Genomic DNA, 20,438 nt, shown 5'->3' with positions numbered 1-20,438 from the left:
TCTTGTCATCCCAGTGCTTGACACTGGGATCCAGGAATTTTATTAAGTTGGTAAGCATAAAAGTAGCCGTTTTATGTTAAAGCACAACGTTCTTGATGAGATTACGGCAAGGCTGGATTCCAGTGTCAAGCACTGGAATGACATCGTTTACTATGTGATATCGTGCCATATTGCAATGTTTGTACAGTTGTGGAATGAATCACGGTATGACGTAGAACTGCTATCATTCCGCTACTTGTTAGCGGCTGAGATACCGCGGCGGTATGACATAGGGCTGTGCTAGCTATAGGCGCATTATATAAAGAAGTCTAGTATTAGAAAAAAAATACTTACACTAAAAGAAACTTCAGTAGTAAATTCAAAAAGGAAGTTTAAACCCAGGTGGTAAACCCATCATACCTGCAAGATCAGGAGTTGCATTTGCCATATCTTCTTCTGCTTTTTTAATGGCATCATTAAATGCTGCTGTTACTAAATCCTCTACTATATCTTTTTCCTCATTTCTCATAAGTTCTAAGTCTATGTTCACCTTTTTAGCTTTATAGCTACCTATTTTTATGACTTCCACTAATACAGAAACTTTGCCGCCACCAGAAATACCTTGAAACTCTTTTCCAATATATTTTTCTTGAGCTTCTGCAAGCTTTTTTTGCATCTCTTGCATTTGTTTCATTATTTGACTAAGATCCACAACTTACTCCTTATTTTCTATATTAACTACTTTTGCACCTTTAAACGTGTCAAGGATGTACTTAACTGCAGGTGCATAATTTAAATTACTCACTTCCCTGTTTATATAACCCGTATCAACTGTAATAACCCACTCCTGCTGAGTTACCTGGTTTAAGTAATTTTTTAAATCATTGCAAAAATTACTATCCAACTTAGATACAGCTTTTAATTTTAGATATCCAGGTTTACAATCTATTAATTGTAGATTACTACACAGTTGTTTGTAAAGATAAATTTGGTTACTCCGCCTTAATAGTTGCAAAATCTTATCAAAATCGTAATTTTGTTGTTTATTTTCCACATGGATCCCAGTGTCACGCACTGGGATGACAGAGTGGGGTTGTTGTTTACTTTCCACATATTTTTTTGGATCCGAGTAGTCAGCTACTTGGGTGACAGAGGGGGAAGGTGCAACAGGTCTGCCCTGTCTATTTCCTTGCTCTGCATTCTGTGAAAGAACTTTTTTGATCACCTGTTCTGGAGAAGGTAGATCAGAGAGATAGCAAAGACTAATTAACATCATTTCAGCAGCAACGTCATTGCATGTTGAAGCTTTTATATCTTGAATACCTTTAAGCAACATCTTCCACAATCTCGAAAAAAATATTAAAGATCTCTTTATACTTAAATCTTTTATCCTATTCTTTTCATGCGTTGTAACTGCATTATCAATTTCTTTTGTAATCAAAAGACGGCATACTAACTGAATTGTTTGCAATAGACCTTCAAAAATACTAAGTGGGTTTGCTGTTTTTATCGCCTTGTCAAACACTGATAGAGCTTTCTGTAAATCACCATCTAATATTGCTCCTAATAGATCGAATATAATATCTTTATCCACTAGGCCAAGTATGTCTGTCACATTTTTAGTGGATATTGCACCATCTTTGCTATATAGCACTGCTTGATTCATCAAAAACAAGGCGTTACGCATTGAATTTCCAGAATGTCGTGCAATTAATTCTAATGCTCCCTTTTCAATGGAATAACTCTCTTTTTGTGCAACATCATTTAAACGTTCCACTATTTTAGCTACAGGAATGTTGTGTAAATCAAATCTTTGACAACGTGCAATAATAGTTATTGGTATCTTTTTTATTTCCGTAGTTGCTAAAATGAATTTTACACTAGATGGTGGCTCTTCTAGGGTTTTAAGTAATGCGTTAAATGCACTGCTGGATAACATGTGTACTTCATCTATAATGTAGACTTTGAATTTAGAGCTTATAGGTGAATAGCAAATATCTCCCAGGATTACTTTAATATCGTCAATGCTAGTGTGACTTGCTGCATCGATTTCAATTACATCTGGATGGCTTGAATTTTTTATTGCTAGACAATTTTCACATGATCCGCAAGGTTCAAAAATTGGCCCCAGGGAACAATTCAAACATAAAGCTATTATCCTTGCAGTGGTGGTTTTACCAACTCCACTACTACCAGAGAGCAGTATAGATTGTGGGATTTTGTTTAAAATAAAAGCGTTTTCTAATACACGCACTAATATATCTTGACCTACTAGATCTTTAAAGCTACTAGGACGATGTTTTAATGCTATATTCATAGCCTCGGATAAAACAAATAATGAAATAGGTATGCAACCCAAAAAGGTTCTGATATGGCTGCTTCATTTCTGATCTGACCAAATTACAGAGTTTTTGCCTGCATACCTTATAAAATATTATACTTTTTTTTTTATTTAGCAAGGTATATCCTATGTTAGTTTTATAATTTGATATGTCAGATTTTTTGCAGTGCTACTTTGGAGTAAATAACTGTTACCCAAAATACTCTTCTTCTGTCATCCCAGTGCCCAGACACTGGGATCCAGAAAACTTAATTTTAAATGAATACATCAGGCTGTTGTATAATAAGAACTGGATTCCAGTGTCAAGCACTGGAATGACACCCTTCCGGTGGGAATTGCTCTCAAACTACAATGTTCGTACAGTTGTACTGGGATCCAGATATAAAAATATTTGCAAATTATGCAATGTACAACGGATTCTAGGAGTATATGTTAAAAATAATGTCCATAATGAAATAAGCTGGATGCCAGTATCATGCACTGGAATAACAACCTATAGGTACTGGGATGACAAAGGAGAGGTGTTATGATTTTATATCATTTTCCTCTTTGTCCATTTTCACGAAAAGTTAGAGCTTTTCTAAAAGAAAAAAAATTAGGCTGTGATCTAGTGTATGAAAATCCGTGGGAAAAGCGGAATGAATTTATGGAGATCAATCCAACCGGGCAAGTACCAGTGTTAATAGATAATAACTTTGTAATAGCGGATAGTAATGCCATTTGTGAATATATAGAAGAGACTTACAATAGCGACGTCAAATTACTTGGTTCATCCACTATTATTAAGTCTAAAATACGCGCTCTAATCAATTGGTTCGATAACAAATTTTACAATGAAGTTACTAAGTATATTATGAATGAAAAAGTAATTACTAACCGCAGCCCTGACTCTAGATTTCTTCATGCAGCTCAGCATAACCTGCCTTGCCATATGGAATACATCGAACACTTAATTAACAAGAACGTTTGGCTTGCAACTGATAAGTTCACTTTAGCTGATATTACTTTAGCATCGCATATTTCCGTAATGGATTATGTAAGTAGTTTTCCATGGGAAAAAAGTAAAATTTTAAAAGAATGGTACTCCATTGTTAAATCAAAGCCTTGTTTTCGTGAGATATTATTAGAGAGGATTTCTGGTTTAATCCCTCCTAAACATTATGCTGACCTTGATTTTTAACTTATGTTAGCTTTAAAGCTACAGTCATTCCTTCATCAGTTGGAATCAATATAGAGAAATATTTTTTTTCATCTGATAATCTATTATTAAACTCCCTCATGGCATGCCATGATTTTTCTGATACTTCTTTTGGAGGCGATTCTAAAAATACTGTGTTAAACAGTAGAGTGTTATCTGCAACGATTAGCCCATCTTGTTTAATGTATGACTCTGCCCAATCTAAATACTTAGGATAACTACTTTTGTCAGCATCAATAAATATCATGTCAAATGGTGCTTTTGCTGATAATTCATTAATTTTTTCCAGTGCATCGCCTTCTATTAGAGTAATTTTATCACTTAGATTAAAAGCACTAAAATTTTTTTTTGCTATTCTTGAGTGTTGAGGATTATTTTCTATTGTATATATATGACCGTCTTTTAGTAGAGCTTTTGCCATGCAAATCGACGAGTAACCGTATAACGTGCCAATCTCAACAATACTTTTGATTTTTTGGATTTTTATAAATAAACTTAATAGCTTTCCTTCTTCAGGGCCAATTTGAATATGTTGCTTTTTTTCAAGAATACAATATTCTTCTATTTTTTTATATTCTTTTGCAAATAGATTTCTTATGTATGACAATTTTATACTAAAATTATTACGCATATATTATAAATTAGGGAGACTTAATTCATACACAATTTATAAATATAATAATATAGTTTAAAATAATAAAAACATTTATTTTAAGTTATTATTTCATAGTATAAAATTTTAAGTGACAAAAATTATTATATATCGTACTATAGTTAACTAGTATAATAAACAGTCGATTATTATGCTAGAATTAAAGGGATTGTTTATGCGCATTTCTCTTTTTAAAATATAATTTTTATAATCAATTAGAGGGGGTTATATGTCTTATACTATTGCTGGTGAAGTTGAAACGTTAAACAAAAAATCTAACAAGAATGAAGGGGTTATGTTACTACATAATCCAGCTTATCGTGAAAAGTATAAAGAACGTTTTGATGAAGCTCAGAGAAAAGTTATGGATATGGTTCAGTTTTATGATGGGACAATAGTATTAATAGAGAATAAAATCGCTATGTATTACTACACTTGGCACAGTAAAAAAAGAGAGTTTGAGCGTAAAAAACAACAAACAGTAGTGAAAAACAATGACTCAGCATAGAGTCTTTTATATGGTAAGCTACAGTGGTATTACTTCACTATAGCTTTTCCATATAATTTATCTATCACATTAGTGAAGTATTTCAGCTCTTTATACCCTCCATGTTTAACTTTATTATGCTCTATATATGATTTATCATCGTTAAGCTTGATGAAAAATATTGGAGTGGCTGTGATACCAAGTTTATTAATTGCCAGTGATTTATCATTTACGATTTTATCCATTATTTTCTTATCATTAATGCATTGGTTAAATGCATCTTGCTTTAAGTTGCTTAGTGCAGCAATTCTTTGTAGTAAAGTCAAATCACTTAAATTGTAGTAATTCCACGAATCTATTGAGTTAAAAACAGCTTTGTTAAAATTAAAGTAGTCTTCTTGTTTTTCGTAGCAATGACTTAGCATTGCAGCCTTTAGCCCTCTGTAATCCAAAGGAAAATGACGAAATATATATAACATCTTACCTGTGTCTATATATTTCTCTTTAATTTTAGGAAAAACATTCCTATGAAAAAGAGAGCAGTGATAACAAGTTAATGAAGCATATTCTATCATTAGAATTGGTGCTTTTGGATCTCCTAATAATTTATCATTAGGTAATGGCGATAATAGCTCATTTGATGTTATTTCATTGGGTTTTTTTTGAATGTATTGGTTATCGGATAAATCTTGCTTAACAACTGCATAAGAATTAACACTTATGAAAATTAATAAAAACAATAGTCTAAAAATCATTACAATATAAACACTTAACTTACTAAAAAAAATTATACATTTATATTAATAATGTCAAGATAACTTTTGTTTAGCAAGGCTTTCAGCCCTATCTTTAAATGCAGCAATTATTTTACTTTGTGTATACTTATATACTGAGTTTAATAAAGTGGAAAATGAGTTGGACTTAAACTTAAACTCTATATAAAACTTTACCATAGTTTTATTTTCATCTATGGGAATGAATTGCCATTCATTGTATAGATGTTTAAATATTCCATTTGATGATACAGCTTTTATCCAACCTTCATTTGTTCCACTTGGAGAAAGAGAAGTAACTTCTGATGTATATCTACCTTTAATTCCATGAAAAGCTGCGAGGAGATCCACAACCATTTGGTTGTTAATTTTTTCTTTTATATAAACGGCTTTGCACCAAGGAACAAAATCAGGATACCTTTCAACATCAATTACAATTTGGAATACTTCATTAGGCAAACATAGGAAAACACCCTGTTCTTTGTATTGATGAAGCATAAATGTTAAACCAATCAAAATAGGATCCGTATCTACCGTCAGCCTTAGTAGATTCCTGAGACTAAAGTTAAGGTGGGCATCGCGTATCAATTTCAACGAAATTAACAGAGGCAATTCCCTTGACTAGAAATTATCGCTCGGGAAATTTAACTTAACTCATAACGCATAGAACAGACCCTTAATTAATTGTAGATGATTTATACAAGGTGTGTCTATAGATATATTAAAGCTAGCGATTATTATTTAATCTTTATTAAACTTTGCATTCTAAGTATCATAGCTAATAAATATATCTTATGAACATTACTAAAGTTTTAACTATCATTGTTTTTATTGTAATTTCTTCAAGTGCTTACACTAATTGTACAGATCACAAAATTTTTGTGCATACTATGAAGCAACAAGTGGATGGTATATCTACAAAGGAGAATAAAAAAAACCGGGAATGTGTGCAAAAAAAGCTTCAGGAGGTCATTCAAAACAATGTTAACCTCAAAGGAATATCGCAATTCGTCATAGGAAAACATTGGGCTTTAGTTAAACAAAAAGAAAAAGAAGATTTTTTAAGAGAGTATGAAGTGTATCTTACGCGTTTGTGCGTTAAAATTTTATATAAATACATGCATGATAGTGAAATGATCATAATGAGTACAAAAGCAGTTGACGATGAAACTTGCTTAATTGGTACAAGATTTTCTTACGGTGATGAAGAATTTACAAATATTGATTTTAAAGTTACTAAAAATAACAGTTCTTTCTTGATAAGTGATGTTGTAATGAGTGGAATAAGTATTGCTATTAATCAACGTTATCAATTTAGTGAAAAAATCGACACGCATGGCATAGCAAGCGTTATAGCTGAATTAAAATGCAATAACAATCCATGATATATATGCCTCATTGGCCTAAGCCACTTGGTAGCAGGCCGAATGATTTTTCTCTTGATCGCATAAAAGGCTTTCTTAGCAAACTAGATAACCCCGAGAAAAAAGTGCCTCCCGTAATTCATATATCTGGAACTAACGGGAAAGGCTCAACACTAGCATTTATAAGATATATAATGCAAGCAGCAGGGTATAAGGTACACGCATACACTTCTCCACATTTGGTGAATTTTAATGAAAGAATAGTTATTGCAGGCAGTTATATCGACGATAATGAATTATATAGCTTGTTAGAAGAATGCCGTGCCGTAATTGCAGAACAACCTATCACTCTGTTTGAAGCTGCAACTATTGCAGCTTTTTTAGCTTTTTCTCGTCATAAAGCCGATATAACTTTAGTTGAAGTGGGTATGGGTGGAAGGCTTGATGCAACAAATGTTATAGATAATCCGATTTTAACAATCATTACTTCCATTGCACTTGATCATACAGAATATCTTGGCCCTACTGTAGAAATTATAGCAGATGAAAAGGCTGGAATAATGAAACCTAATGTTCCTTGCGTAATAGCACCGCAAGAAAAATCTATAGTGAACACGCTAGAACACCACGCAATAAATAAGAAATCTTCCTTGTATAGAGGAGGTCTTGAATGGAATTGCAAAAAAAAGAACAACAAAATGGTTTTTCAATCAGCTATTCAATCAATAGAATTTCCTTTGCCATCTTTAAAGGGTGATCATCAGGTGATTAATGCAGGCAATGCTATTGCAGCATGTAGTATTTTAAGTGGAAAGTATGAATTTGATATTGGAGAAGAGGATATCACTTCAGGTTTACAGTGCACTTATTGGCCTGCACGGCTAGAGTCTATAAAAGAAGGTAATTTAATTTTCCTACTACCGAAAGATTGGCAATTATTTTTAGATGGTGCGCACAATAATGATGGTGCTAGAGTACTATCTCAGTGGGTAAAAGATAATTTTGCTGAAGGTATTTATATGGTTTTTGTGTTACTCGTAACAGAAATGTGGAAGAGTTCTTAGAGCACTTAAAGCCATATATCAAGCTACTATGTGCGGTTTGTGTTAAGTCTGAACCTAAAGCAACAAATACAAATTTGATTAGGGAAAAAGCCAATAACATAGGAATAAAAGCAGTTGAATGTGAATCAATTGGCGATGCAATATCAAATCACATATTAAAAGCCTCTATCCAAAACGTCAAAACCATACTAATCTGTGGCTCATTGTTCCTAGCTAGAGATTTGAGTATGGAGAATAATCAACCCACTTCATGAGCTGAGGTGTTAAAAGCACCATCAGGATCTATAGTACTGCTTGGCTTTTCGGTTAATATTCCTACAGGTGCTCTTTGTTCAGTACCCCTTCCTTCAGTTTTCACAAGATCTACAACCTTTCTCTCGTAGATCTCAGTTGCTAACTGTAATAATAAAATGCACCCTAATACCGCAGCAAACCCAATGAGTATTTTACTGTCTACACAACTAGATTGATATTGTAATGTCAAACCAGCACCCAACAAAATACAAGGAAGATAAAATAAATATTGAGAAGTGAAAGTCAAAAATTTATATTTTCTGCTTTTAAACATTTCCTCTTTTAGCTTTTCTTGATCTAAGTTTTCGCCTTGTTCTTGTTGAGTATTCTGCAGGTCTACAATTTTTTTAACTAAAGAAAAAGTAAGATAAGTTGTTAAGAAAAAAGTTGTAACAGCTGTTATTAGACTAGCACTAAACAAAATACCAGGTGCATTGGTAAAATTAGCAGTCTTAAATAACCTAAATCCTAAGTAGAGATACGACACTAATGATGAAATGAGTAGTAATAGGTTTACTAATCCAAAAATAATGAAACATTTTATGTGCTTATCATTCTGGCCTTGTGAAGCTAATTGCACATATCTTTGCTCTTCCTCAACAATTATTAAATTTTTCCCATTGCTTAATGGCTTAGTATATTTTAAAAGTCCTGCCTTATATTCATTAATGGCTTGCATTTTTTCATTGCTTCCTCCTGTTTTATCTGAGTGAGATTTTCTTGCTAACTCTCTATACTTTTTTGTTATTATATAGATATCTCTAAAAAGTTACGCCCCTCTACTTCTTGCGTTTCAATGCCTAGCTCTTTAAATAAACTTTCATTATAATCATACTCTCTTGTTCTTAGCTTATAGCCCATATAACACCTACAAATTAACTAACTATTAATGTTCTATAATATACATATTTCCAAATTATGTCAATTATTTCATAAATATCTTTGGTAAAAATTATTTCTGTTATGACTAGCATGATAAGTGTATGAAGCGACTAAAATTGTCATTACAGCGCTTAGTGTACGACAGTGCTCCAACATTTAGGGTTGCAGTTTTCATGGCAGATCTGAGTAGCTGACCCATCTAAGAGGTGTCATTCAAGTAGCTGACACTGGAATGGCTTTGTTGCATCGCACCTTATACGGTAGTAATTTACAATAAATTCATGTAGCCATTTCGAATTTAGTCATTTCAGTGTTGGCTACTTGGATGACACCACCTGCTATGCTGCAAATTGCAACGTTCGTACACTAAAGTATAGTGTGTTACTAACGAAGGCAAACAAATATCTGCTTTATGAAAACGTTAATATTTTTCATTGAAATAATACATAAATACTAGAAAAACCTTGGCAGGTTATTCGCGTTTGATTATCATAGAGAATTATATAAATTAATAAATGATCTATGGCAAGTAACCCAGAAGAAAGAAATAGTGATAAACAAAAAGCGCTAGATAACGCAATAAGCCAGATTGAAAAAGCATTCGGTAAAGGTGCAATAATGAAGTTGAAGCAAAACCCTGTAGAAAAAATAGACACAATATCCACAGGATCAATTGCGCTTGATTCGGCTCTAGGTGTTGGAGGTCTGCCAAAAGGGCGTATAATTGAAATATTTGGCCCCGAGAGTTCTGGTAAAACCACTCTTGCCTTGCACGTGATTGCTGAAGCACAAAAAAAAGGAGGATCATGCGCATTTATCGATGCAGAACATGCATTGGATGTCTTATATGCTCGTAAACTTGGGGTAAGCACTGATGATTTAGTGATTTCACAACCAGACACTGGAGAGCAGGCGTTGCATATTGTTGAGTATTTAGTGTGTTCTGGTGCGGTTGATGTGATAGTTATTGACTCTGTCGCAGCATTAACTCCAAGAGCTGAAATTGAAGGTGATATGGGTGATCAACATATGGGGCTGCAAGCAAGGCTTCTAAGTCACGGGCTACGAAAGCTAACCTCTGCCGTTTCAAAAGCGAACTGTATATTGATATTTATTAATCAAATTCGTATGAAAATAGGAGTAGTGTATGGAAATCCTGAAACTACCACGGGTGGAAATGCATTAAAATTCTATACTTCTGTAAGGCTTGATATAAGAAAAATTGGTGTAATAAAAGACAAAGAAAATATTACAGGCAATGAAACAAGAGTTAAAGTTGTAAAAAATAAAGTTGCTCCTCCATTTAGAGAAGCGAAATTTGATATAATGTACAATGAAGGTATATCAAAACTCGGAGAAATAATAGATATGGGAGCAAAGCTTGGTGTGCTTGAAAAAGCAGGCGCTTACTATTCATATAACAACACACGTCTTGGGCAAGGAAGAGAGAATGTAAAAACTTACCTAAAAACAAACAAAGAAGTCGCAAATGAAATAGAAACGAAAATCAGAGATTTACTCAGAAATCATGATAATTCTATCATAATAGACGAGGATAGTGAGCAACTTTTAGAAGAATCAGTTTTCTGATCTAAACTTAGGCATTAGATTTTGTGTTGGACGGGTTGTTACAGTATGACGGTAATTCTATGTGCTAATATAACAATCTGTAATGTTACCTTGTATCAAAAAGACTTTGCTGAAGCAGTTAAAAAAAGCTTTTCATGAGAAATTATAAATGATAAATTGTTAACAATAGGTTATTGTGAATAAGATTATGTGTTTTAGTTTACCTAATATAAACAGGGAAGGTTACTCATTTATAGTAGTTTCCTTTATAGTAACGTGTATAGCATTCTCTATATCTTGGGGGTTTGGTGTTACGTGCTTGTTCCCGACATTATTGTGTACTTATTTCTTTCGTGATCCAGCAAGAGTTGTGCCAAACAATAAGGATCTTATATTAAGTCCTGCTGATGGTGTGATTTCAAAAATTGAAGAAGTTAATTATCCTTTATCGGCAGAAAATGGAGAAGAGAAGAAGTTTACGCTTGTTAGCATATTTTTAAGTGTTTTGAACGTCCATGTGAACCGTATACCAATATCTGGTACGATAAAGGAAATGAGTTATAAAAAAGGCAAGTTTGTATCCGCAATGAGCAATAGGTCTAGTAATGAAAATGAAAAGCAGGTTATTGTGATTGAATACGAAAAGGGAAAAGAAATTATTGTGGAGCAAATAGCTGGATTAATTGCACGTCGTATCGTTTGTAATTTAGGAGTATCCCAGAACGTAAAAACAGGTGAAAGGTTTGGAATTATAAGATTTGGCAGTAGAGTAAATATTTATGTTCCTGCTGATATAGAAGTAAGAGTTTCAGAAGGGCAAACTGTTATTGGTGGTGAAACAATTATAGCAAACTTAAATAAGGAAAACGCTCAAGAGAAGCTTACTTTTGACGTTATATGAATAACGATGGAAGTAACAGTAGATTCTTACCTATTACTAAATTATTCCCAAACTTTATAACTTTATTGGGTTTATGTTCTGGTCTCACTTCACTTAAATTTACATTTAATGAACAATGGGAATTCTCAGTAATTTTTATCATCATTGCAGCAATAATAGATGGAATGGATGGCAGAATAGCTAGAATTCTAAAATCAACTAGCGATTTTGGAGCCCAGCTTGATTCTTTTGCAGATTTTCTAAATTTTGGTGCAGCGCCTGCATTTCTTTTGTATTTTTGGAAGCTAAACGAAATCAAAGTCATAGGTTGGATTTTAGTAATGATATACGTAATCTGCATATCAATAAGACTTGCAAGATTCAATGTTTCGCTACACTCAGAACAATCACATTGGGAAAAATTTTTCTTTTCTGGTGTTCCAGCTCCAGTGTGTGCTTTACTTTCTTTGTTACCAATAATTATTACCTTTCAATCTCATGAGAGTGAATACTTACTTCTCATAGAGCGATTTTTTAACACAAGAAACGTAGCTTATTACTTTTTGGCCATTTCATTTTTTTCGATAAGTCACATTCCAACTTTCTCCGCAAAATATATTTATATTCCCAAAAGCCTATCCTATATATTTGTGTCATTTTTTGGAGTACTTATTGTATTTTTCATCAGTAAGCCCTGGATGACTCTACCAATTTTAGGTATAGTGTATACGCTTACTATTCCAATAAGCATTGGTTTTTATATATATTTTACATATAAAACTCGTTAGCTAACAAAAAATAGAAAACTGCATGATTTTGAAGATAAGTGAACTATTAAATTCATTTCTGTATATAAAGATATTCAACATTCCATTTATAATTATTTGGGTAATTGCAACTGGAATCTTTTGTACTGCCCAGTTCAAATTCATTAACTTTAGGTTACTTAAATATGGAATACAGACGCTATTCAATCTAAAGTGTAATAACAGCAACAATGGCATAATCACTCATATTCAAGCGTTTGCAACAGTAATTTCAGGAACAGTTGGTCTTGGAACAATATCAGGAGTTGCAATAGCTATCACAATAGGAGGTCCAAGTGCAGTTTTTTGGATGGTAATTACCGGAATACTTGCTATGTCGATAAAGTTTGCCGAGGTGGTGCTTGCATTCACTTATCGCTCTGAAAATACAACTGGTGGTGCTTTTTATTACATGGAATACGGGCTTGCAAAGATTGGATTTGCAAAAACTGGTAGATTTCTTGCCTTCACTTATGCGATTATGCTACTTATTGCAATGATTTTGGGCGGCATACCATTTCAAGCAAATCAAATAGCAGCACTATCAAATAACCTCCTAGAATATAACGCATCCATTATTATATCCCTGCTTGTCTTTATTGTAATATTGGGAGGAATAAAGCGCATTGCTTTCGTTTCAACGAGCTTAGCACCAATTATGATAGTGCTATATGTTTGTATGTGTATATATTTAATTTATGTAAATGGAAGTAATTTGCTGAATGCTTTATCTATAATATTTCAAGACATCTTTAATAAATCAGCTATAGGAAGCGGAGTATTGAGCGGATTAATAGCAGGAGTAAGGAGATCAGTGTTTGCTAACGAAGCAGGTACCGGAACAGCAGCTATAGCACATTCAACTGTAAAAGAAGAAGATCCAATTAAAGTTGGGTGCGTTGCAATGATTGCACCACTTATAGACACAATATTAATCTCATTTTTGACTGGTATCGTGATAATTATCACTGGTATGCACAGTACTGATAACGTGGGTGATATTACACTAATTAGTTCGGTATTTTCAACAGCTTTGCCCTTGTTTAGCAAGTTAGTTTTTCCGCTAATGATGTTTTCCTTTGCATTTTCCACAATAATAGCTTATTGTTACTACTGTGAAGTTGCTTTGCTGTACTTATTTGGTAATAAAAAAATACTGATACTGTTCCAAATTCTTATAGTGGTTTCAGTGTATATCAGTTGTATGTCAAAGAATATAGAATTTATATCTTATCTAGGTGACAGTTTGTTTATGTGCCTTATGATTCCAAATGCTGTTGCAATATATCTACTAAGAAGGGAAGTTTTGAATACAATAGATTCTTATTACAATTCTAAAGGGTATTAACATGATTTATAGATTGCTTTGTATGGTGTTATTTTGCCTATTGTTTAATGATGTGTATGCTGCTTCAGGTTTTTACGAAAGTTATGATGCTGTGTTGAACGGAATAAATAATTTCATGAATGAAGTACTGTTTTTCAAGATCCTTTACGTGCCATTTATAATCCTTCTACTAGTTTTTGGTTATGTGTTTCTAACATTACGTTTTGGATTTCTCAACATAAGAATGTTTAAGCATGCATTTGCTATTTTATGTGGAAAATATGACACGAATCACCATGATGGTCATATTACGCATTTTCAGGCATTTATGACTGCACTTTCAAGCACAGTAGGCCTTGGAACTGTTGCTGGAGTCGCAATTGCAGTTTCAATGGGAGGGCCAGGAGCGGTGCCTTGGATGATGATTACAGGTTTTTTTGGTATGTCAGCAAAATTTGCTGAGGTAACGTTGGCGTTTAGACATAGAACAGAAGATCAGGACCAATTGTTTAGTGGTCCCTTTCAGTATATAAGGAATGGTCTGGAGGAATTTGGATTTAAAAAACTTGGTATTGTGCTGGCTGCCATGTATGCAGTATTCTTTGTATTATCAGGTCTTGGTGGAAGTGTAGCGTTTCAAACCAACCAAATGGTTTCCATATTATCTGGCTATTCAAGTTGGGTAGATGGTCACTCTTGGTTTCTTTCTTCCATAATCTCTGCGCTGCTTGCTCTAGTGATTATTGGTGGAATTAAAAGGATAGCTAGAGTATCTTCTGCACTAGTGCCTATTATGTCACTTATATATATCTTTAGTTGTATTATTATTATTGCATTTAATATTCATAACCTTGGTTATACGTTGAAAATATTATTTTCCACTATGATAGATTTCAATGCTGTTGGCGGAGGGATGGTAGGAGCATTTGTTGCTGGAATTCAAAGGGCAATCTTTGCCAGCGAAGCGGGTGTTGGTTCTGCTTCAATTACTCATGCAACAACTAAAGATGAAGAACCAGTAAGAACAGGGCTTGTTGCAATGATAGAGCCGTGTTTTGATACAATGCTCATTTGCTGTTTAACTGGAATAACGATAGTAATAACAGGTGCATACCAAACAGGTGTTGGTGAGGGAATATTAATTACTCAAAAGGCATTTGAGACAGTTTCTCCATGGTTTCCTATACTTTTAACCATAGCTGCACCTTTGTTTGCATTTTCTTCGGTAATTTCATTTGTATATTGTTGTGAAATGGGGTGGTTATATTTGTTTGGTGCAAAAAGTATAGTGATATACCGCATAGCGGTAATAATTGTGGCGTTTTTCTCTGGTCTTTCTAAAGATATAATGGCTATTGCCAATATCGGTGGAACTTTGTTCTCTTGTTTAGCTCTCATCAATATGACAGCGCTTATACTGTTTAGCAATCAGATTAACGACGAAGTTCAGTGCTACCTAAAAAGGCTGAGGAATAATAAAATTAATTAAATTTTGGCATATGCGGAGAGGTATAGCTATAATAAGTAAGATTTCCCTACGTCATACCGCGATTTATTCGCGGTATCTCAGCATAGATCCCGCTAACAAGCAGCGGGATGACGAAATTTTGCGATTATTAATCAGTAAATTTTACCTGTGTTAGTTATAGTCCTTACACTATCCTACATACTCGGTTCAATACCGTTTAGCTTAATCATTACAAGAATAAAAGGGATAAACTTAAGAGAAGTAGGTTCAGGAAACATTGGTGCTACAAACGTTGCAAGGACGGGAAATAAATTTCTTGCTGCTTTGGCATTATTTCTGGATTCCTTTAAGGGATTTATTGCCGTTTATATAGCACAACAATTTTGTGATAATAACGATTTTTATATATATGTATCTGCAATTTTAGCAGTTTTAGGACACATATTTCCTATTTGGCTAAAATTCAGTGGAGGAAAGGGTGTTGCAACCACTCTAGGGATACTGATAGCATTTAACATCGATATTACTTTAGTATTCGTAATAATTTGGATAATAGTCTTTCTTGCCTTTAGATACTCTTCCCTTGCTTCACTCAGTGCTACTTCAACGGCTGTAGCATGGTCCTTTTTTTTTCAGAGGAATTTGTTCTTAACATTACTAATTATAGGAGCACTGGTCTTCCTAAAACACCACAGAAATATTGTGAATCTTCTGCAAGGTAAAGAGTATAAATTTTATAGATAATGTACTGCCAAATTATTGACACTTAAACTACGAGACAAATTGCTTGACGGTATGATTTTTGCTTTTGTTATATTCTCTACTTCTTGAGGTGTTAAAAGACCATCTTCAATGAATTCCTTTTTTGTTTCTCTTATTTTTTCATAAAGTTGAGTAACGTGATCTTTATTTCCTTCATATACACTTTCAATTTCTAACTCTAGCTTATGTGAAGCTCCTTTTTTTAACATTTCATCCATTGCTGCTTTTGTTACTTTTAACCTTTCTTGCAAAATTTTCGTTATTTTTACTGAGTTCTACATATACCCTATAACATCTTTTTTCTCTTGGGAGCATTCTTAACCCATCTAACATGCTAATTATCTGACCTTCAATAGTCTTCTCAGCCTTTAATTTAAATTCTGCTACTTCTTCTTCTATTATCTTATTAGCTATTCTCTTAGCTCCATCCAAAGATGAATCCTTGAGAGAAAAATCTGTCTCGAGTAGATCTCGATTTAATAGCTCTAAGAATACTTTTTTTCCGATGTTTTCGAGTAAACTTTCTTGGTCATCTAAATCATGCTCCTGCAGTTTATTTCTCATGTGCTGAACCAGCTCACAACATTGTAATTTATTTAACTTTATAGAGCTAATATTTTTCATTAACGTCAGCACAATTTGTTCACTATATTGAGAAGTAATACTCAATAATTTTCTCATTAAAGGAATACTTACTTCTGAAATAAAATCACCGACTACCTTCTGATTTTCATCGTCTTCATAACCATTTTGAACGTCATACCAAGCCTTAAAAATTTCTTTATTGTTTTTCTTGTTTTTTAACCTGTCTAACATAAACTCACGTGCTTCATTTTGTGCTTCTGAAAGTAATATTTGCCTTGGAGGAGTAAATCTAATTTCTGGATCAGGATGAATACCCTCTAGCGTGCTTAACATTCTATAGATAATACCGGTGAAGCAAGTGTTAGGAATTCGCTCTTTTCTAGAGAAAGTTTGGCTATCAAGCAAATTTGTAATTAACGCGTCTTTTTTATTTTTTACAGCTTCTCTGTCTCCATCATTGCAGGCTTTCAGAACTAAAAGTAAAATCCGTCCACCTGTAAAGCCGGAGCTATGCTTTTGATCATCTTTGCAAAAGTCATTTAAAAATGCAATTACTCTTCCTTTATCTTCATCACTAAATTGACGATAATTAAGTTCATATAAATCATTTATATATTCAATAAATTGCTTGAATTCCCTATCATTAATAACGTCTTTGGATACTTCTTCACCATACTTATCTTTTAATTTATCAATATTTTTAATGATATCATCATTTAACTTATGAGGAAGCAAATGCTCGAGCTTAACATCAAAACTATTAACCATACCACGTAAATTCTCTTTTATACCTTCCAAAAAGAAATTTATAGAAGCTTTAAGCAGCGTAAATGGGTTAAAATCTTTTGGCCTTAGTTCACTCTGCAATAAAATTAATAGCATTGTAAGTGGTATAGTTCCCAGTAACGAAATAAGCAAGAAAGTGGTAGAGAAAGCTAGATATGTTATGAAAGCAGAAAACAAGAGGAAGGCTGCTACCTTGATTGTATTGTTTTTAAAAAATATTTCCCAATATTCCCTTTTGCTCATTTTTTGCTGTTTTGCCGTTTTTATTTCTTTGTAGATATAAAGAGTTTTAATTTCAGACCTGAAGAACATACTACCAAGAGAAAAAAGAACATTAACAGGATTAGTGATAATGCTTAACGAGACAAAAGCTCCAAAGTAGCTAACAAATTTTAGCTTACTAGAATCCTTTGAAGGAAATTGTATTTGAGAAATACCTATCATAGCTTACCTTCAACATCATTACACTCTAGTAATAGCATAATAATTTAAAACGTCAATGTTTAAGTATCTTATTATCCGCACACTCATCGTATTCGATCTCGACTGTAGAGTGTGCTATCTCGAACTTATCTAGCAATATTTTTTTTATTTCATATAAAACATTGGTGTGCTGCACATTTTGCTTTATTTTAGCATGCATGGTAATTATAAAATAATTATCAGACAGCGACCATGCATGTATGTGGTGCACATCTATCACTTCAGGTAGCTTAGATACAATTTTACTTTTTATTTCTTCAGTTGATATGCCTTCAGGTGTACCTTCAAGAAGTATATGGCAAGAATTCTTTAGAATTTTGTAGCCACTATTTAAAATTATTACACTAACAAGTACTGACAGAATAGGATCTACTATTTGCCATCCAGTAAGCATAATAATTATGGATGCAAGTATAGCAGCTACAGAACCTAAGATATCTCCTATAACGTGCAGTACAGCACTTTTTATGTTTATATTGCTCTCGCATTTACTATGTAATATAAAAAAGACTATTATGTTAGAGACAAGACCGAGTGTAGCAATTATTAACATTACTTTCCACTCAACATTGACTGGAAAAATAAACCTTTTTATTGACTCAATTATAATGATTACTGCAATGAGGAATAGAGTTAAACCATTAACAAATGCTGCAATTATCTGCAACCGATGATATCCGTATGATCTCTGCAAATCGGATTTCTTAGCTGAAAACCTATGTGCTAACCAGCTTAAAACCAAGGCAAAGAGGTCAGTGAGCATATGCCCTGCATCTGATAATAGAGCAAGCGAATGTGAAATTATTCCACCTACTATTTCCATAAACATTGTTATCGCAACTATTATTATGGAATAGATTAAGCGCTTGGACTGCGCTGCTGAGTGTTTACCGTTATGCACTGCTGTCATATAAAATCTTTTCATAAACAAAAACGTGGGTAACACTGGGTTCGAACCAGCGACCGCTTGCACGTCAAGCAAGTGCTCTACCAACTGAGCTAATTACCCATCGTGGTTTTAGTATAGTGCTTTGGTGGAATGAAAGTCAATAAACCACTTTGCTTTTGTCCTTGTCCAATGTGATTCCGGAATATAGCTGTATAGAATTTCAGCCACATTCTAAATTTTACATATTAAGTTAACTATCTATACTTTATTTATTAAGATATAAATTATATTAATACAGGGATTTACGTTTTTTTTAGGGAAATTACTTTATGCTTGATATTGAAAGATCAGCAAATTAGAGGTTAAAATTATGACAATTAGTCAACAAGTAAATAAAAATATAACTAAAGCAGAATATTTCAACAATAACGGCAAAGGGTTTAATTCGCCACATGTTATAGAAGTTGAAGATTTAAATATTAAAGTAGAGGTTTATTCTCACAATTTAAGAGCAAGTAAAGTTGCTAACATTGAAAGTGAGATAAGAGAAACAGCTACTAATTTTAAAAACGCATTCGAGTTAGAACGCGGCAGTTCAGAACAAACATTTAAAATTTACATGTTTGATGACAAGGATGATTACACTCACCTTGGCGGAAGCGAGCGTTTCGGTTCTTACCTTGGAGACGAAGGTGGTAAATGTTACTACAAAGGGAAAGCTGATGTTTTTGCTGAAATGTACGTCTACCAACAAGGTGGCGTTCATAATCTTCAGCATGAATTTGCACATGGTTTAACTTACTTGGCTACAGGAGGCAAATCTTTACCTACAGTATTAATGGAAGGAATTGCAGACTACTTTGAGCATCATTCAGATCATAAATTCAATTCTCAAGGATCAAGTATCGACAAAACTGAAGCTGCAAATCTGGATTTAGATAAAATTTTAAGTTTAGAATACTCAAAGGACAGCGAAGCAAATAGCCTGGTTTATAAAACAGGTCATGCGTTGATAATGTACTTACAGGAAAAAGATCCTAGTTTATTAAGAGACTACCTAGATGCTGTACGTAAAGGTAACTCAGATGAGTCAAAAAATTTCTTGAAAGACATAAAAGGACATGATGCTGACTTCAAAAGTTGGCTTGCTGAGAATGATACAGAAACTGCAATGGAACATCTCAACGCTTTGCAAGTTACAAAAGGAGATTTTATAGCAACTGGTCAGGAAATAGTGGGTGGAGAAATTAAAAACGTATCCTACTATAAAGCAAATATAGAAAAAATGGATGGAGAAAACGTTGGAAGTTTTTCTCCTGTAGAACACGTTGCATTTCATAATGTTGCTCGTGCTATAAATAGGGCAACAAATGATAAACTTGATATATCAAAGGAATATCATTTCCTCAAGGTAGTAAAAACTTCCGATGGACAGGATAAACTAACTTACTCTGACCAACAAGGTAATGAATATCAAAACAGTCAAGAGTATAAAGATCAGGCTTTCAGGATATTATCAAAATATGATACAGAGATTAAGAATCAGGTAGATGAATTTGATAATTTGAATAAAGAACGTGGTGAAATGTATCAAAAATATCATAAAGGAGAGATTACTATTGAAGAGTTACGTAATGAGGAAAATACAAAATACAGACCAGCATTTTTAAAGTTTGATCAACTAAAAAACAAAGCAGTTGATGAGATTGAAAATAATCCTCAGGCAGCAAAAATATTAGGAGAGCTGGTCAATATCGATTCAAACTTGAGAGGTTGTCCGGAAACAAGTAAAAGGCTATAATATCTGAAATTTTAGTACGGGGTAAAGATGAGAAAAAAGTATCCAACA

The 20,438-nt window shown here is 33.4% G+C and carries 18 protein-coding genes, 1 tRNA gene, 2 other RNA genes and 3 pseudogenes; 13 read left to right on the top strand and 11 right to left on the bottom strand.

What is annotated here, in order from left to right:
• The first annotated feature begins 73 nt into the window (after positions 1–73).
• On the top strand, positions 74–283 hold the full coding sequence (locus BA053_RS07130) for a hypothetical protein (RefSeq protein ID WP_156517985.1): 210 nt from the start codon (positions 74–76) through the stop codon (positions 281–283).
• Positions 284–358: 75 nt separating this feature from the next.
• Here the strand turns inward: BA053_RS07130 and BA053_RS01495 are convergent, their stop codons facing one another.
• The 3 genes from BA053_RS01495 to ffs form a co-directional block, all read right to left on the bottom strand.
• Positions 359–673, bottom strand: a complete 315-nt coding sequence (locus tag BA053_RS01495) for a YbaB/EbfC family nucleoid-associated protein (RefSeq protein WP_065094503.1) — start codon at positions 671–673, stop codon at positions 359–361.
• Positions 674–694: 21 nt separating this feature from the next.
• Complete coding sequence (dnaX, locus tag BA053_RS01490) at positions 695–2,296, bottom strand: DNA polymerase III subunit gamma/tau (RefSeq protein ID WP_065106678.1); 1,602 nt, start codon at positions 2,294–2,296, stop codon at positions 695–697.
• A gap of 15 nt (positions 2,297–2,311) precedes the next feature.
• Positions 2,312–2,411: signal recognition particle sRNA small type (ffs, locus tag BA053_RS01485), an RNA gene on the bottom strand.
• Positions 2,412–2,523: 112 nt separating this feature from the next.
• On the opposite strand from ffs, the pseudogene BA053_RS08680 reads away from it, so the two are divergent.
• A pseudogene (locus BA053_RS08680) lies at positions 2,524–2,739 on the top strand (WPE palindromic element domain-containing protein); the annotation flags it as partial.
• 107 nt (positions 2,740–2,846) lie between these two features.
• A complete protein-coding gene (locus BA053_RS01475; protein ID WP_065094500.1) occupies positions 2,847–3,500 on the top strand; it encodes a glutathione S-transferase family protein in 654 nt (217 codons plus the stop codon).
• 1 nt (position 3,501) lies between these two features.
• On the opposite strand, the gene BA053_RS01470 is transcribed toward BA053_RS01475, so the two are convergent.
• Positions 3,502–4,149, bottom strand: a complete 648-nt coding sequence (locus tag BA053_RS01470) for an O-methyltransferase (protein WP_010081993.1) — start codon at positions 4,147–4,149, stop codon at positions 3,502–3,504.
• 250 nt (positions 4,150–4,399) lie between these two features.
• Here BA053_RS01470 and BA053_RS01465 point away from each other — a divergent pair, with 250 nt between their 5' ends.
• The gene (locus tag BA053_RS01465) at positions 4,400–4,678 is read left to right on the top strand and encodes a DUF2671 domain-containing protein (RefSeq protein ID WP_006279425.1); all 279 of its coding nucleotides are present in this window, start codon (positions 4,400–4,402) and stop codon (positions 4,676–4,678) included.
• A gap of 29 nt (positions 4,679–4,707) precedes the next feature.
• Here BA053_RS01465 and BA053_RS01460 read toward each other — a convergent pair whose 3' ends face one another.
• From BA053_RS01460 to ssrS, 3 genes are all read right to left on the bottom strand, one after another.
• Entirely contained in the window at positions 4,708–5,412 is a 705-nt protein-coding gene (locus BA053_RS01460) for a DsbA family protein (protein WP_038199341.1), read from the bottom strand.
• A gap of 54 nt (positions 5,413–5,466) precedes the next feature.
• Entirely contained in the window at positions 5,467–5,928 is a 462-nt protein-coding gene (locus BA053_RS01455) for a type II toxin-antitoxin system RatA family toxin (protein ID WP_010963012.1), read from the bottom strand.
• Positions 5,929–5,947: 19 nt separating this feature from the next.
• Positions 5,948–6,108, bottom strand: a non-coding RNA gene (gene ssrS / locus BA053_RS01450) — 6S RNA.
• Between the two features lie 116 nt (positions 6,109–6,224).
• Between ssrS and BA053_RS01445 the strand changes: the two genes are divergently transcribed.
• Positions 6,225–6,815, top strand: a complete 591-nt coding sequence (locus BA053_RS01445; RefSeq protein ID WP_010963011.1) for an MlaC/ttg2D family ABC transporter substrate-binding protein — start codon at positions 6,225–6,227, stop codon at positions 6,813–6,815.
• Positions 6,812–8,112: pseudogene (locus BA053_RS01440) on the top strand (bifunctional folylpolyglutamate synthase/dihydrofolate synthase). The gene BA053_RS01445 and the pseudogene BA053_RS01440 overlap by 4 nt, the downstream one beginning before the upstream one ends.
• On the opposite strand, the gene BA053_RS07790 reads toward BA053_RS01440, so the two are convergent.
• Positions 8,097–8,831: a molecular chaperone DnaJ gene (locus tag BA053_RS07790; RefSeq protein ID WP_245611011.1), complete on the bottom strand. Its 735-nt coding sequence runs from the start codon at positions 8,829–8,831 to the stop codon at positions 8,097–8,099. The pseudogene BA053_RS01440 and the gene BA053_RS07790 overlap by 16 nt on opposite strands.
• A gap of 725 nt (positions 8,832–9,556) precedes the next feature.
• On the opposite strand from BA053_RS07790, the gene recA reads away from it, so the two are divergent.
• From recA to plsY, 6 genes are all read left to right on the top strand, one after another.
• On the top strand, positions 9,557–10,624 hold the full coding sequence (recA, locus tag BA053_RS01430) for a recombinase RecA (RefSeq protein ID WP_012673345.1): 1,068 nt from the start codon (positions 9,557–9,559) through the stop codon (positions 10,622–10,624).
• A 187-nt stretch (positions 10,625–10,811) separates the two neighbouring features.
• Positions 10,812–11,504 carry a phosphatidylserine decarboxylase gene (locus BA053_RS01425; protein WP_065095000.1) on the top strand — a complete coding sequence of 231 codons (693 nt, stop codon included), beginning with the start codon at positions 10,812–10,814 and terminating at the stop codon, positions 11,502–11,504.
• Positions 11,501–12,271, top strand: a complete 771-nt coding sequence (locus tag BA053_RS01420; RefSeq protein WP_065094999.1) for a CDP-alcohol phosphatidyltransferase family protein — start codon at positions 11,501–11,503, stop codon at positions 12,269–12,271. The genes BA053_RS01425 and BA053_RS01420 overlap by 4 nt, the downstream gene beginning before the upstream one ends.
• Before the next feature lie 22 nt (positions 12,272–12,293).
• Positions 12,294–13,637 carry an alanine/glycine:cation symporter family protein gene (locus BA053_RS01415; RefSeq protein ID WP_065094998.1) on the top strand — a complete coding sequence of 448 codons (1,344 nt, stop codon included), beginning with the start codon at positions 12,294–12,296 and terminating at the stop codon, positions 13,635–13,637.
• A gap of 1 nt (position 13,638) precedes the next feature.
• Positions 13,639–15,105 (top strand): alanine/glycine:cation symporter family protein, encoded by a 1,467-nt coding sequence (locus BA053_RS01410; protein WP_065094997.1) that lies wholly within the window; start codon positions 13,639–13,641, stop codon positions 15,103–15,105.
• Positions 15,106–15,252: 147 nt separating this feature from the next.
• Positions 15,253–15,828, top strand: a complete 576-nt coding sequence (gene plsY, locus BA053_RS01405; protein ID WP_065094996.1) for a glycerol-3-phosphate 1-O-acyltransferase PlsY — start codon at positions 15,253–15,255, stop codon at positions 15,826–15,828.
• Here the strand turns inward: plsY and BA053_RS01400 are convergent.
• The 3 genes and pseudogenes from BA053_RS01400 to BA053_RS01390 form a co-directional block, all read right to left on the bottom strand.
• Positions 15,819–17,661: pseudogene (locus BA053_RS01400) on the bottom strand (hypothetical protein). The gene plsY and the pseudogene BA053_RS01400 overlap by 10 nt on opposite strands.
• Positions 17,662–17,713: 52 nt before the next feature.
• Positions 17,714–18,610: a cation diffusion facilitator family transporter gene (locus tag BA053_RS01395; protein ID WP_065094995.1), complete on the bottom strand. Its 897-nt coding sequence runs from the start codon at positions 18,608–18,610 to the stop codon at positions 17,714–17,716.
• A 26-nt stretch (positions 18,611–18,636) separates the two neighbouring features.
• Positions 18,637–18,709 (bottom strand) — tRNA-Val (locus tag BA053_RS01390).
• Between the two features lie 250 nt (positions 18,710–18,959).
• On the opposite strand from BA053_RS01390, the gene BA053_RS01385 reads away from it, so the two are divergent.
• On the top strand, positions 18,960–20,390 hold the full coding sequence (locus BA053_RS01385) for a collagenase (protein ID WP_245611059.1): 1,431 nt from the start codon (positions 18,960–18,962) through the stop codon (positions 20,388–20,390).
• The last annotated feature ends 48 nt before the right edge of the window (positions 20,391–20,438 follow it).

The sequence above is a fragment of the Wolbachia endosymbiont of Nomada ferruginata genome (genome assembly GCF_001675785.1).
Lineage (GTDB): Bacteria > Pseudomonadota > Alphaproteobacteria > Rickettsiales > Anaplasmataceae > Wolbachia > Wolbachia pipientis.
This window is presented reverse-complemented; position numbering and strand designations above follow the sequence as displayed.

What these genes read in the sequence shown, in the direction of transcription:
- BA053_RS01465 (WP_006279425.1), top strand. Translation starts at nt 4,400, where the DNA reads ATGTCTTATACTATTGCTGGTGAAGTTGAAACGTTAAACAAAAAATCT.
- BA053_RS01445 (WP_010963011.1), top strand. Translation starts at nt 6,225, where the DNA reads ATGAACATTACTAAAGTTTTAACTATCATTGTTTTTATTGTAATTTCT.
- BA053_RS01415 (WP_065094998.1), top strand. Translation starts at nt 12,294, where the DNA reads ATGATTTTGAAGATAAGTGAACTATTAAATTCATTTCTGTATATAAAG.
- BA053_RS01475 (WP_065094500.1), top strand. Translation starts at nt 2,847, where the DNA reads ATGATTTTATATCATTTTCCTCTTTGTCCATTTTCACGAAAAGTTAGA.
- BA053_RS01420 (WP_065094999.1), top strand. Translation starts at nt 11,501, where the DNA reads ATGAATAACGATGGAAGTAACAGTAGATTCTTACCTATTACTAAATTA.
- BA053_RS01460 (WP_038199341.1), bottom strand. Translation starts at nt 5,412, where the DNA reads ATGATTTTTAGACTATTGTTTTTATTAATTTTCATAAGTGTTAATTCT.
- BA053_RS01385 (WP_245611059.1), top strand. Translation starts at nt 18,960, where the DNA reads ATGACAATTAGTCAACAAGTAAATAAAAATATAACTAAAGCAGAATAT.
- BA053_RS01495 (WP_065094503.1), bottom strand. Translation starts at nt 673, where the DNA reads ATGAAACAAATGCAAGAGATGCAAAAAAAGCTTGCAGAAGCTCAAGAA.
- recA (WP_012673345.1), top strand. Translation starts at nt 9,557, where the DNA reads ATGGCAAGTAACCCAGAAGAAAGAAATAGTGATAAACAAAAAGCGCTA.
- BA053_RS01455 (WP_010963012.1), bottom strand. Translation starts at nt 5,928, where the DNA reads ATGCTTCATCAATACAAAGAACAGGGTGTTTTCCTATGTTTGCCTAAT.
- dnaX (WP_065106678.1), bottom strand. Translation starts at nt 2,296, where the DNA reads ATGAATATAGCATTAAAACATCGTCCTAGTAGCTTTAAAGATCTAGTA.
- BA053_RS01410 (WP_065094997.1), top strand. Translation starts at nt 13,639, where the DNA reads ATGATTTATAGATTGCTTTGTATGGTGTTATTTTGCCTATTGTTTAAT.
- BA053_RS07790 (WP_245611011.1), bottom strand. Translation starts at nt 8,831, where the DNA reads ATGCAAGCCATTAATGAATATAAGGCAGGACTTTTAAAATATACTAAG.
- BA053_RS01470 (WP_010081993.1), bottom strand. Translation starts at nt 4,149, where the DNA reads ATGCGTAATAATTTTAGTATAAAATTGTCATACATAAGAAATCTATTT.
- BA053_RS07130 (WP_156517985.1), top strand. Translation starts at nt 74, where the DNA reads ATGTTAAAGCACAACGTTCTTGATGAGATTACGGCAAGGCTGGATTCC.
- BA053_RS01425 (WP_065095000.1), top strand. Translation starts at nt 10,812, where the DNA reads ATGTGTTTTAGTTTACCTAATATAAACAGGGAAGGTTACTCATTTATA.
- BA053_RS01395 (WP_065094995.1), bottom strand. Translation starts at nt 18,610, where the DNA reads ATGACAGCAGTGCATAACGGTAAACACTCAGCAGCGCAGTCCAAGCGC.